Raw genomic sequence first — 13,109 nt, forward strand, 5'->3', positions numbered from 1 at the left:
GCAAAAATCTGGCAAATCCCAAAAGGCTAAAAGAGTTCGGATAAAAAAGACAAAATTTCGGGTTTGTTTAAAGTGTTGCAGATGAAATATTTTTCTATATTTGTCGCCTCGAAAGGGGGATTAGCTCAGTTGGCTAGAGCGTTTGACTGGCAGAGCCTTTTCTCTCATTATCAATTAGTTACACTACACTACATATCACTACATTACATTTTTAATTAGTTTTATTTTTGTGATATACTTCACCGATTTTCCGTTTTTCTGGCAAATCTTCTGGCAATAATCTGGCAATTTTCTGAACACTAAATTAATGGGTTACTAACGACTAAATTTCAGTTTTTTAGTCTTATTTCCATTTAAAGAACCCCATCAACATCCTGATTCCGGACGATAAACATGAACAAATATGCTTGGCTCCTTATGAGCCAGACAATAATGGCAAAAAAAAAGAGTAACCACTTACTCTTTTTTGAAATCAGATAACGACTTCCAATCCTACATCAACTTCTTTCTTCTTCTTTTTCACCAACTTATTGTTAACATTAAAAGTTTCTTCTATTGACAATGAATCGAGATAATGTGAAGTAGTTCTTGGGTCATTGTGACCGAGCATATCACCGATGAATTCACGAGGTACACCCTGACGTTTTAAAGTGCTGGCGTAACAATCTCTGGCCGTACACAATCTTAAAGGTACTGATAGGTTCAAGCTCTTGCTGATCTTATTCAGTTGCCTGTTAATCTCCCATCCAAATCTATTTTTTAGATTCATAAGGGAGGTTTCGGTATAATCTTCTTTTAGCTTCCCTAAAACAAACGGACTAGTTGGGTCACCAACCATATTCAGGTATTCTTTCAATTCATCTGTTAATGGTAAAACCAATTCCTGAAGATTTGATTTTCGCGTTGTCTCAGTCTTTTTGCGGATCAAATGAATATGATTGGATTCCACATTTTCCCATTTTAACCTTAGCAAATCAACTGGATTTATACCGCAACCATAATACAAAGTGAGCCATATATTCAAGGCATACTGTTGTTTGGGATTTGGGAAATGATCCATTTCAATCAACGAAGAAATTTCCATCTCACTCATTACATTTTTCTTCTTCCGAACTGACTTGATTGAGTATCCTACTCGTCCAAATGGATACTGATAATCCTTTGGAATGATTGGTTTTACTTTGCTGAAATAGTTGATCACAGTCCTTGTATCACGCATGTAGGAAGACACGGTTGACATCCCTTTGCCCTGATCTGTATGGTACTGCTCAAATCGTTTAAGAAATTTTGCATCAATCTCATCCACAAATAATCCGGGTTGAAAATAATTAAGCATCCTCTGTGTAACAGCCATGTGAACCTTAGTTGCACGTTTGATTTGGCTATTGTCCAAGTAGTACTTAAACAAATCTTTAACAGCCAATGTCTTTGGAACCATTGGATCATCAGCAACGTTGATATATTCACCTCCAAGGTTATAAAACAACTGCTTGAATCGGTCAAGATCAAACCGTTTCATTGAGCTATAAATACGTTTTGCCTTGGTTTCAAGGTCGTTTATCTGTTCCCTAACATCAATGCTTTCTTTTCCCATCGATTTCTTATTGAAGATGATCTTATGTTCTTGGGGAGTTAATTGAAAATCAAGGGGAAGGTAAGTTACTTTACCTTCCACCATAGTTCTAAGACAATATCTGTTAGTATTATCCTTTCTCTTGTACCTCTTGTCTGGTACCACTTTAAACGTTGCCATTCACTTAATTTTAAAGATTCGTAACTCAGGTAGCTTTGTAACGATTAATCCGTCATTCTTCACCCAATTGTCAATTTCTTCAACGAAGAACAGGGTTCTTGTCCCAATTTTATGATAAGGGATTGTGTTCAGATTAATCATTTTGTAAATTGTCGATTTCGACAAAGTTGTATATTCTGCTACACCTGGGATGTCCAGAATATTGTCATTCCTAACTTTCATAATTAAATTTTTTTATTGTTTCTAATATTCAAAATATATCGGAAAAATTTGACAATAAAAAATTTTAATGCTAAATTAATGCTAACAAAGATCTCTTATATAGACATATAGTGGATTTGCCGGTTAAATTGACCAGTCCGCGCCGTTTTATATTGACCACCTTTCGCCGGAGTAAATTGACCACCTATTTTCAATATTGAGAACGATCATTTCCTTGTTTTGATTAGAGTTATACAAAATTAGATTTATTTATTCTGATTCAACAGTTTCTACGATTTTGTTTCGTTGTCTTCTTCGTATTGATTCTCCTACAAGTTCCATTCGATGAGCATCATGAACAATGCGGTCAAGTATTGCATCCGCTATTGTTTGTTCTCCGATAACCTCATACCATTGTGCCACTGGCAACTGAGAGGTTATAATGGTTGAACGGTTTCCGTGACGATCTTCCACGATTTCCATAAGTACCGACCTGTTTGATGCATCAAGCGGCTGCAAGCCAAAATCGTCCAGAATCAAAAGATCCTGTCTTTCTATCTTTGCAACTTCTCTGATGTACGAACCATCTGCTTTGGCCATTTTTAATCTTGTAAACAGCTTTGTAGTGTTGGCATAAAGTACTTTGAACCCAAGGGTACAGGCTTGATTTCCGATAGCAGAAGCAATGAAGCTCTTGCCTATTCCGGTACTCCCGGTGATCAGAAGATTCTCTTTTCTTCCGATAAAAGTACACTCAGCCATACGCATGAACTGATTTTTGTCCAGGTTGCGATCTATATCAAAGTGCAACTGCTCAATGTTGGCTTTATAACGGAACTTTGCATTGCGCATTTGCCTCTCTATGCGGCGATTGTTACGATCATCCCATTCGGCATCAATAAGCATCGATACCATTTCATCGCCTGTCATTTGAATCATGCTGCCATTCTCGATGCTTGTTCTAAAGGCACGAACCATACCGAAGAACTTCATCTGTCTCATTTTTTGAAGCGTTTGCTCATTCATTTTATTCGATTTAAGGTTAAACAATACCCGGAGGGGTAGCCGTTACAGCTTTCCTCCGGGGAGATATTACCGGTAATAGTTTTTACCACGTATGTTCAGGTGAGGGGGCATTGACTGATCAACATGCTGCTGATCATCAACGTTTCGGTCAAGTCCTTTTTCAAGGATTACCCGGATGGTCTGATAGCTGTAATCGCCATATTGAAGTGCACGCAGACAAGCATTGTTAAGCCGCTCTTTTCCGGCACGTACCGAAAAACTTAAAACTCCCTGGCAGGATCGATAGGTCTGCTCCGGATGCTGCCGGGCATTTAGCAACTGGATAATATATTCTTTTGTTTGAGGGCCTACCTCTGCGGCTCGTTCGATAAATTTATCGGGGTTCCAGTCGCTCATGAAGCGGTGCTGCGAGGCCAGATGATCTGTTATTGTTGTGTGTCCAAAAAGGTGCCTGTTCCTTTTGTGCACTGCAATTCGCTCGTAGCGGTGATAAATTTCAACCTCAGATTGGCTGTAAAGCAAGGTTACCTTCTTGCCGATAAAATGGTAAGGAACACTGTAATAATGCTTATCCTCGGCAAGGCAGACGTAATTGTTCTTCATCACAGAAGCGATATAGCGTCGCTTCAACTCATATCTCTTTTCAGGTAAAGGGTGCAAAAAGTGTCGTTCAGTATCTTCGAATAACTGTCGCCTGCTGAATGGCCTTCCTGTAAGCGGCCTGTTATTATGAGCTTCCAGTGCCTCCCTGATCGCGCTATTTAGCAGTTCAATGCAAGAATATACATTACCCTTTAAAATGCTGTAAATCGAACGGTAAATGATTTTGACGGCACCTTCTACCAACGCTTTGTGTTTGGGTTTATACGGAGCTGCCGGTAAAGCCGCCATCGAATAATAGCTTACGAAGTCACGAAAAGCCTCATTAAGTGTTGGCTCATAACGATTACTCTTGATTACCGCCGATTTTAAGTTATCCGTAACGATGGCATTAGGAACACCTCCGAAGTAATGTAATGCATTTTCGCAGGAGTTGATGAAGTCTTCCTTCTGTTGGGTATAACTGGCCTCTACGTAGGTCAACTGGCTTGCACCCAGTATGGCGACAAAAACCTCTACCTCTGTGATGTCTAATGTTTCCGGATCTAAAACCTTGAGTTTTTCGCCTGCATAATCAACATACATCTTCTCCCCGGCCTTATGCTCAATGTGCATAACCGGATTACGAACCTTCTTCCAGAGAAGATAATAATGCTTGAACTGTGAAAACCGATAGCCTGCAGGATGCTGTTCAAAATATTGCTCCCAAAGCTTCTCCTTGGTGTTTCCCCGGATCTTCAATGCTTTTTCCATGGTGGGGAAAAATGCTTCCAGAGATTGATAACGCAGATCATTCTCAATATGATTGCGTGGAACCATATCCAGAAACATCTGCTCAAGTTCAGTGTCACTCATCAGTTGAATCTCCTGGGGCGATTTGCCCGAAGCCAGGAACAACCTGATATACTTCTTAACACTATTGCGGGGAAGACCTGTCCGTTCCCCGATGGACTGTTTACTTACACCCTCGGTGTAAAGCCTGATAATGCTTCTTACCTTGCTCATAATGATTAGTTTATTTGACATTTTGATTATATTGAACAAAGCCAACTTAATCATAAATGCCCGCTAATCAACAAGGATAAATCGTTCTTAGAGGGTGGTCAATTTGCTCCGGCGCAACCCAACCATTTTGACCGGCGGAAGGTGGTCAATTTGTTCCGGCGAACACTGGATATTTTATCCGGCGTGTCCATTATATGGCATAATTGGATCATATAACCAATGATATGCATTACCAATTGCTCCGTTGAACAATCGGATCTCAATAGGGTTACTTCCCGAAGACAATATATGTTCTTCAGAGATTCCGGGGTAGGGATCAATGTAATATATAACTTTAATGCCTAGTTGATATGCCTTTTTTGCACACAACTCACAAGGACTTGCGGTCGTAAATAGTTTCCCATTTTTAATTCCAGTTCCTCCATACTTTGTGATTTGTAAAAAAGCACTTTCCTCTGCATGCAAAGAACGTGTATGAACCTGATTTTTGCCTTCGGAATATGAATTTTTATATCCTTAAAGCAAAAACAGACGGTTCTTCCTTTTAAATTTGGTTTGTAATCTTTAATGGGGGTTTTAAATTTCTCGAGGAATTCAGCATGAAACTCTCCTTTTTTACCAAGCTCTTCTTCCCGTTTTTTTTCATATTTGGTAAATGCGTCTAGGTCTGTTGTCAAATTAATTAAATCTTCAGCATTTCTCAAACTACATGGTACTTGTCCCTCGGGTGTATTATTCCATCCAATTGCTTTGATTGAGAAAAATTCATCAGTGATAGCAGCACCAACATGCCTCGAAATACAGCCCGAATTATGTTTTGCAGTATATGCAAGTTGCATACATCTTTCTTCTGGTGATGGTGACACTAATCCTGGATGGCTAATTAAAGAAACATACTTTAAAAGTTGCATCTGCCAACTGAAATATGGTGAAGTATTATCAGTTTTAAACAGGTTTTTTTCTAATTCTTTGCTGGCTATGTCATTTTTCTTCTTAGCATCAGATCTTTCGAGGAAGGTTATATGAATGTCTGCTTGTTGAATACATTCAGAAACATTTTGTTTGTAAAACTCACAGTCTTCTCCTCCTTTATATTCCTCTTTTATCAGTTTCAATGTTTCTGCCCATATGTCATTCGTAAATTTTCCTCTAAGATTATATTCCCGATTTTGATCATCTCTATTTACGGCAATGACATAGAATGCTGAAAAACGTTGTTTAAAAAACATTATTTCAAATGGATTCCTTAATGAATCAATAACAATTTGAGTTCTTCCATTCTCATACTGTTTCCTATGACTTTTAACTAGATCGTTAATGAATTCAACAATTGTGAAAATATTATCCGCAGAGATATCCGAGAAATTAAAAGCGTTTCCTGATCTTCTTAGATTATTGGAAATTATTTGTAATACTTTATTTCGCTTTAGAAGTGAATTTTCTTTAAGAATATCATGTATTTTTTTGCTAAAAGAAATAAAACCAGATTCATAATAGAATTTAAATAGTTTTCCCCAATTATTATTCTCTTTCAATCTGGGAACATCAATCTCTTTGTATAAAATAGAAAATTCATTGAAACTATTTCTTAGCTCTTCTAGCTTTGAAATTTCAATGCTAAATTCAAGTTCAATATTCAAATTACTATCTTGAAATTTGTCTTTTAGTTCAGATGAATTTAAAAACTTGATAAATTCGTCAAAAGAAGATTGGAGTAAAAAAATTGTAAGAATATCCTTATATCGTATTAACGAATATCCGCTAAAATTGCACTTTGCATAGTCATATATGATACGATATTTTCTAAATGTGTTGTGCTTAAATCCGGATTTATTTTCGTTTAACCCTATTTCGTAAGGATCTTCAAAATTCATCCCATTATCAAAACCTTTAACTAATTGATTAGCTATTTGCGAACACCCTGAACTTGTTCTACCTGTTAGGCCAATAATCGTAAAATTGTTTCTTAATCGATAAATATAAGATAAATCCATCGCCTGACTCATTCTGTAATTATTTATTAAATTAATATTGGTCTATGTAGATAAATTGGAATTTGCATTCCAGCTATATGTTTGTTTAATTTATTCGTTTAAAGGTACAACATAAAAAAACAATATTCATTATTGTTAATAACATTTTTGGAATTCCAATTTTTAATTTGGATTGACTTGGCAAATAATGATACTCAAATCCACAGCCATCTTTAATTATACAATTTTGTAGGTCAATCTTATTGATAATAACCTCCTTTTGTTTGAGACGAATATGTTTCTTAATACTATTAATTATAGCATCACAATGGCCAAATAGAAATAATAATTACTAGTTTCATATATCAAAATGTAAAAATGGAAGATTGATATTCGTTTATTTTTAAACGGAATCTATTGAATCATTTCTAAAGTCAACTCATTTTCAACACTTATCTGGCAAATATCTGGCAAATCCGAAAAATCTGCCAGATTTAGGGAGAAAAAGACAAAATTTCGGGTTTGGTTAAGGCGTTGCAGATGAAATATTTTTCTATATTTGTCGCCTCGAAAGGGGGATTAGCTCAGTTGGCTAGAGCGTTTGACTGGCAGTCAAAAGGTCATCGGTTCGATTCCGATATTCTCCACTTTGATTATCAAGACTTTACAGCAATGTAAGGTCTTTTTTATTTTCTGGAGTGCCCATCTGGAGTGCCCTTGAGTGCCCTTAGCGATTTTTTGAGTGTCGTTTTATGCGATTTCATGTACTGTTAAATTCATTAGTGGCTGCTCTTCTCGGAAAAATCCTGAATCTTTTTTTGTCATTTTCTTTCGATCAATATGATGTTTAGATACATTAATATTGGAATAATCATAAATTTATACTCAATATTCAGACATCGGCAGTGATAAAAAACATAGGTAGAACTTTTAAACAGTGGGAAACAGAAAAAAATGTACAAATATCTGCTACAGAAATTGATTGTAGTAATGCTGGATTTATAGATGGATTATTTTTTTAATTAAAATGCTAAGAAAATGTTTAAAATAGGAGATGTTGTTATTTGTAAAATGAGTGATATTTGTGTTATGCCAGTTATCAAAAATCACAGGTATATTATTACAAATATTACTAAAGATATAGAGTGGAATATTGATTGTTATTGGTTAGAAAATTATAATAAAGCATGTTGGGATGAATGTGAATTTAGTGCTTATTTTGAATTAGATGAGAGTTTAACTAAATTAAACGAGAGCAATGATATTAAAGAAAAAGTTTTCTATGTAGCATCATCTACAATGTTTATTAAAGATGGTGATTCCGAATTCTCATATTCTAAAAAGCTAATGGAACATGTATTTAAAAGTGATCCAGACCTTCCTATAATCAATCAAAAAATGGACAATTTGATTGCTCTATTTAGTCAAAAGAAAAAAAATTCTGAAGAGTTTGAAGAATTTCTCGACATGGATTTTCAAACTGAAATTTGGTATATGATTTAATTATTTATTTCAACAGCAAATACATTAAGGTGCAGCTTGATTCATTAGCTACTTCAAATTCTTCCAAACCATGAATTTCTAAAGTTTCTGCTCCGTTATTGGAGCAAGATTACTGTTTTGAAACCTCAATGACTACATGATAATCAGGGAAATACTTAAAAGGTTAATCAAAAAATATTAATTCCCTTCATTTTCTATCTTTTAAAGCTTATTTGAACGGATTAGAGCGAGACCTACAAGGTTGGGGGGGGGAATATATACTTTTGTAGGAAATTTAATTCCAATGGAAGGTATTTCACCCGAATGGAAGTACGAAGTATTCCGGCGTAAAGATCAACTCGAACATGCAAAAATTCAGTTAAAAAGAGAATTTGTTGAAAAAAGCAATTGAACACTGTCGAAACTAAGACAGAAGAATTTGTTTCACAAGTTGAAGGTATTGGCTATTCGCTAAATAGTAAACAGAAGGAAATTAACTAAATCGGGAAAAAATATGAAACTTGCTATTATCTCCGATATCCATTCCAATCTTGAAGCATTGGAAACAGCCCTACAAGATATTAAAACACAAAATGTGACAGCGATTTATTGCACTGGTGATTTGGTGGGCTATGGAGCCAATCCGAATGAAGTGATTGAATTACTCTGGCAAAATAAGGTGAAGTGCCTGATGGGAAACCACGACTATGCATGTTTGGATCAACGCACCAGAGATGAAATGATTCGAAACGGACGTGAGTCAATAGATTATACCAAACGGGTATTAACTCCGGAAAGCTTTGATTTATTGAGAAAATTACCCGGATTTATCTGTGAAAACGGGATTTACCTCACTCACGGACTGCCACCTGTATTGTTTGATGAATACCTAGATATGCAAAACAAAAATGAATTGATACAGGCATTTTTATCTTTCACAGAACAGGTGGCTTTTGTTGGGCACACTCATCTGTTCGAGGTGGTTGAGCTAACTGACAGCGGAAAGATCGAAAAGTACGAGTTTGATTTTTCTGAGCTTGATCTGAAGCCCACTAGTCGGTATCTAATTAGTGCGGGTAGTGTAGGCCAACCACGTGATGATAACCGAGAGGCTGGCTACCTGATTTATGATTCCGAAACTCATCAGGTTATTAAACGAACCTTCCAATACAATGTTGAATTAACCATTGAAAAGATCAAAGCTGCCAGATTGCCGGAGAACAATGGGAGGAGATTGCTAAAAGACTGATCACCGAATGATCGTTTATTTTTGTCATTTTACTGTTTAAATGCACTACAATTTAATTGAACTCAAAACTTCCAACTCTTTCTCTCTGTTAATGAATTTCATAAAGCTTATTTGTTACTTATTGCAACCTGCGTTACTGTAATGGCCATTGCTTTAATTCAAATATTCAATATTTAGACATTAATTATCCCCTGCAAATTGTTCTTCAAATCTTTCCATTTTCATTAATTCCGAATCAATACATGTCTTAGGAAACACCCTAAAGCCCTGTTTCACCATATCTTTAGCAATTTCTTTTCTATCTATGTAATGTTTGGATGTGGTTTGGTAATTGCTGTGCTGCATCGAAATTCTTCTATTAATAAATGAATCTTCTTGGGTTATATATGTTTTCCGGAAATGCTTTAATTGCCTGGAATAGCTTCTTTTTAATCTCTTGAAGAAGAAAGTAAAACTTTTGCTGGCAAAATCTTCAAGGTATTTACGGTTAGATAATACATCAGGCGCAATGATATAGTCACTTGAACCGATATTCTTCATTAGGCCTAAATCATCCAACAGTTCCGATAATTCTTCGGCAACTGGGACAAAAGCAAATTGAAAATCTTTCTCGTCAAAGTTGTTTTGCTGTCTGTTAATTTTGATGTTAGGACTTTGGATGAAAACCGGTTTCCCATCTTCAAAATTAATCATATTCCACCGCATTGCAAAAAGCTCAGCATTCCTTCTGCCGGTAAATGCTTTTAATTTGATTAAGTCTATAATCCAAGGTTTATACATATTGCGTCTGGTCTTTCCGATCTGATCAAATGAATCTGTTTCGTTAATAACTTCCAATAAGCCATAAAAATCTTCGCTTGAAATGCTTTCATCAGTTCCCTTTTCAGATTTGAGTTTAACCTTTTTCCATACATTTTTAATCTCATAATCTTCTTTCTCAATCAGGTAATTATAGAAAGTCCTCATTACTTTGATTTTAGCATTATAAGTATAATTGCTGTAATCTTTAGTTTCAAGGTATTCACAGTATTTACCTACAACAGAATCGGAGATTACTTTGAGTTCTGTGGTTTTTAAATTAAAGCCCTTAGTTTTTAGAAATTTTGCGAAGTCTTGAAGAAAAACTGTTGTTGTTTTAATGTGCGACTTAGTGAGATGCTTTTTCATGTGATGCGGAACTTTCTCATCGTTCATGAAGTCAATGTATTTTGGGATAAGCTCAATCAATAAATTTGTCTTTACAGGCTTTGCCGTTTTTAATGAATTGATGAACGGGTTCTTAACTTGTTTTTTGAAATCAACAAACTCCAAAACTGCATCTTCAAAATTTCGTGCAATAAGAATCTTCGTTTTGCGATCATAACCCGAATTTGGAATCCGAACAATCGCTTTATAAGATTGACTTTCTATTGGATGGTTACAACTTTTTGCCGTTTTTGATTTTCCATTGACATCGCTTCTGCATTTATTGCAAAACACAAACAGCCCATTTATTTTCTGATATTCCAGTGTTTTTCTCATTTAGGCACAATTCTTTAAGAATTCTTGGGCTTCTTGACTTAGCGGTTTATAACTATTGGTTGGCTTCGATGAATTATCTGAAGACTCTAAAAGGTGTAAGTTATTCTCTTTTGAAAGGTTATAAACCTTCAGCCACTGGTCACCATATCTCTTTTTATATAATTCAATTATTGGTCTATTGTAGGCAAAATCAAATTCAGACTGAATGATGAATTTTCCCGACTTATCTGAAAAAACGTTCACATAGTTATCTTCACACCATTTTATGGCTGAGCGGATATCCTTCTTGTTGATTTTCAAAAGAATATCGTTCAAATAAATTCGATCAAATCCATTTTTATCCATTTGCGTTTGATTTACAGTTTGAAATTTTCTGGGTATGATTCAATCATTCCAGAGTTAAATAGATATTGTCAATTGTTTCCTGACGGATCCCTAGATATCTTCTTGTGATGGCAATGTTGCTATGATTAAAAATATCGGACAAAAGCACAAGCGCATTTTCGCTTTCGTTCATGTTTTCATATACTTTCCGGGCAAATGCTTTTCTGAGTGAATGCGATGAAATCTGCAATCTTTTTGTGTTGAACAAAGTTTTCAGAATGACATTTATTGATTGAGTCCGAAACGTTGTGCCTTTTTGAGAAATGAAAATGTAATTTTCGTCAATATTGACATTTTTAAAATCCAATGTTGCCAACATACTTTCGTAAGAACTCTTCACCACTTTATTCAGAAAAATTTCCCTGGCTTTTTTTGTTTTCTTCTCTTTGAGGAAAAGTTTGTCATCCGAAATGTCAGAATGTTTCAATTTCATTATATCCGAAATCCGAAGGCCGGTGTTGATGCTAAAAATGATATAAAATCCAATTACACACATTTTTTTGTCGTTTAGTAATTTTAGACCTTTGTTCAAAGCCACGTCGTACTCTAGGTAATCACTTGTTTTATTCATATGAAGAAATTTAAGATCAGGGGCTAACCTAAGGAATTTATCTTCATTAACCTCCTGATCTTAAGGATAATAACCCTTATTTCTTCAATGCATTTCCGAATAGGCAAGTAAGTAATTGATTATGAGTGCGAAAGAGAAATAATCTTCAAAATTGCTGTTAAAGAAGATGGATTTTACACTTTTATAAATGTTCTAATTTCTGTTTCCTTATTTGCTTCATCATTTCAGTATCACTGTACCAAAATTCATTCAATCGGTACTTAGCATCCAGTTTCATTATTTCAAGAATACTATACACTTTCCCTTTTTTAAATTGTTTTGATATTTTGATTACTTGCGGATCATTCCAATCATATAATCTCCCTTGTTCCAGTTTCGAATTATCAATATCATAATCAACTGATACAAATGATTTTTTACACATATATTCCATATTCATGATTTAAATTTTTAATTGTTATTCTTTATTCTTTTTATTATTAATTTGTGGTTTGGATTGAATTCATACACCTACTTCACTAAAATCGCAAAACTCATAATAATCATTGATAATAGTTTGGTAATTATCAATGTAGTGTTGTTTTACATTTTCTACATCAGTATCTTGTAACATCCGAACATATCTCATTAAAATAACTTCGCTATAATCAGCCGCTAATGGATTGATTTCACACATATAAATACATTCATTGATATAGGTTGAAAGATGTTCTCTACCAAATTGTTTGACATATCTAAACATCATCATTATAGGAAAGACACACGTGGCACCAGAGCATGGATCAAGAATTTTATCATCGATGTTTAATTCTGGTATTGTGTTTATCATTTCTTCAGCTAACAGAGGTGGAGTAAACACCTCACCTCTGTTTTTACGATTTTCCCGTTCGACTTTTTGAAATCTTTTCATCAAGCAGCATCCCCCCATTCATCATTTAAATTATCGTAAAACTCAGAGTCGAATTCATCATCTTCCCGGAATTGTTGGGTTATTTCATATCTTTCTTTTTCTGAAAAAATCTCGAAAAGGTTGATAAGGTTCCTCATTTTATCTAATCGTGCTTCTGGTGTTAGTACTTTAACCCAATAATATAGAAGGCCATTCATCAGCACAATATTTTTAATTTTAAATCCAAGAAACTCTTGCATATTGAGGATGGAAAACTTTTTAGGTGTTTGGTCACTGGATAGATATTTTGCGATTAAATAATCGTAGATTTCATTTGTCCTATGCTGTTTGGACAGTTGAATGATTTTTAGTTTTAACTCAGTTTTATTCATTTACATTTAGTTTTTAAGTTGTTACAAATTGTACTTAGTCATATTCCACAATAACTCAATTTT

14 protein-coding genes and 1 tRNA gene are annotated in these 13,109 nt (G+C 34.9%); 3 read left to right on the forward strand and 12 right to left on the reverse strand.

The features are described from left to right. Window positions 1–472: 472 nt before the first annotated feature. The 6 genes from AQPE_RS12690 to AQPE_RS12710 all read right to left on the reverse strand — a co-directional run bounded on the left by AQPE_RS12690 (window position 473) and on the right by AQPE_RS12710 (window position 6,591). On the reverse strand, window positions 473–1,753 hold the full coding sequence (locus AQPE_RS12690) for a tyrosine-type recombinase/integrase (RefSeq protein WP_318346870.1): 1,281 nt from the start codon (window positions 1,751–1,753) through the stop codon (window positions 473–475). After that, on the reverse strand, window positions 1,754–1,975 hold the full coding sequence (locus AQPE_RS12695; RefSeq protein WP_318346871.1) for a helix-turn-helix transcriptional regulator: 222 nt from the start codon (window positions 1,973–1,975) through the stop codon (window positions 1,754–1,756). It lies immediately after the preceding gene. Between the two features lie 249 nt (window positions 1,976–2,224). Then, complete coding sequence (gene istB / locus AQPE_RS12700) at window positions 2,225–2,956, reverse strand: IS21-like element helper ATPase IstB (RefSeq protein WP_318346872.1); 732 nt, start codon at window positions 2,954–2,956, stop codon at window positions 2,225–2,227. 90 nt (window positions 2,957–3,046) lie between these two features. Next, complete coding sequence (gene istA / locus AQPE_RS12705) at window positions 3,047–4,585, reverse strand: IS21 family transposase (protein ID WP_318346873.1); 1,539 nt, start codon at window positions 4,583–4,585, stop codon at window positions 3,047–3,049. A 174-nt stretch (window positions 4,586–4,759) separates the two neighbouring features. Beyond that, window positions 4,760–5,020, reverse strand: a complete 261-nt coding sequence (locus AQPE_RS23895) for a hypothetical protein (protein WP_404801019.1) — start codon at window positions 5,018–5,020, stop codon at window positions 4,760–4,762. Continuing rightward, complete coding sequence (locus tag AQPE_RS12710) at window positions 4,927–6,591, reverse strand: cytidine/deoxycytidylate deaminase family protein (RefSeq protein ID WP_318346874.1); 1,665 nt, start codon at window positions 6,589–6,591, stop codon at window positions 4,927–4,929. The genes AQPE_RS23895 and AQPE_RS12710 overlap by 94 nt, the downstream gene beginning before the upstream one ends. A 540-nt stretch (window positions 6,592–7,131) precedes the next feature. On the opposite strand from AQPE_RS12710, the gene AQPE_RS12715 reads away from it, so the two are divergent. The 3 genes from AQPE_RS12715 to AQPE_RS12725 all read left to right on the forward strand — a co-directional run bounded on the left by AQPE_RS12715 (window position 7,132) and on the right by AQPE_RS12725 (window position 9,289). Further along, window positions 7,132–7,205 (forward strand) — tRNA-Ala (locus tag AQPE_RS12715). 391 nt (window positions 7,206–7,596) lie between these two features. After that, entirely contained in the window at window positions 7,597–8,061 is a 465-nt protein-coding gene (locus tag AQPE_RS12720) for a hypothetical protein (protein ID WP_318346875.1), read from the forward strand. A gap of 493 nt (window positions 8,062–8,554) precedes the next feature. Next, entirely contained in the window at window positions 8,555–9,289 is a 735-nt protein-coding gene (locus tag AQPE_RS12725) for a metallophosphoesterase family protein (RefSeq protein ID WP_318346876.1), read from the forward strand. Between the two features lie 180 nt (window positions 9,290–9,469). Here the strand turns inward: AQPE_RS12725 and AQPE_RS12730 are convergent, their stop codons facing one another. From AQPE_RS12730 to AQPE_RS12755, 6 genes are all read right to left on the reverse strand, one after another. Then, a complete protein-coding gene (locus tag AQPE_RS12730; protein WP_318346877.1) occupies window positions 9,470–10,483 on the reverse strand; it encodes a hypothetical protein in 1,014 nt (337 codons plus the stop codon). A 327-nt stretch (window positions 10,484–10,810) separates the two neighbouring features. Continuing rightward, window positions 10,811–11,155 (reverse strand): hypothetical protein, encoded by a 345-nt coding sequence (locus tag AQPE_RS12735; RefSeq protein WP_318346878.1) that lies wholly within the window; start codon window positions 11,153–11,155, stop codon window positions 10,811–10,813. A 43-nt stretch (window positions 11,156–11,198) separates the two neighbouring features. Then, a complete protein-coding gene (locus tag AQPE_RS12740; protein ID WP_318346879.1) occupies window positions 11,199–11,765 on the reverse strand; it encodes a tyrosine-type recombinase/integrase in 567 nt (188 codons plus the stop codon). A 181-nt stretch (window positions 11,766–11,946) separates the two neighbouring features. Beyond that, complete coding sequence (locus AQPE_RS12745) at window positions 11,947–12,204, reverse strand: hypothetical protein (RefSeq protein WP_318346880.1); 258 nt, start codon at window positions 12,202–12,204, stop codon at window positions 11,947–11,949. Between the two features lie 63 nt (window positions 12,205–12,267). After that, a complete protein-coding gene (locus AQPE_RS12750) occupies window positions 12,268–12,675 on the reverse strand; it encodes an N-6 DNA methylase (RefSeq protein ID WP_318346881.1) in 408 nt (135 codons plus the stop codon). Continuing rightward, the gene (locus AQPE_RS12755) at window positions 12,675–13,046 is read right to left on the reverse strand and encodes a hypothetical protein (protein WP_318346882.1); all 372 of its coding nucleotides are present in this window, start codon (window positions 13,044–13,046) and stop codon (window positions 12,675–12,677) included. The genes AQPE_RS12750 and AQPE_RS12755 overlap by 1 nt, the downstream gene beginning before the upstream one ends. Between the last annotated feature and the right edge of the window lie 63 nt (window positions 13,047–13,109).

The sequence above is a fragment of the Aquipluma nitroreducens genome, from assembly GCF_009689585.1.
Classification (GTDB): domain Bacteria; phylum Bacteroidota; class Bacteroidia; order Bacteroidales; family Prolixibacteraceae; genus Aquipluma; species Aquipluma nitroreducens.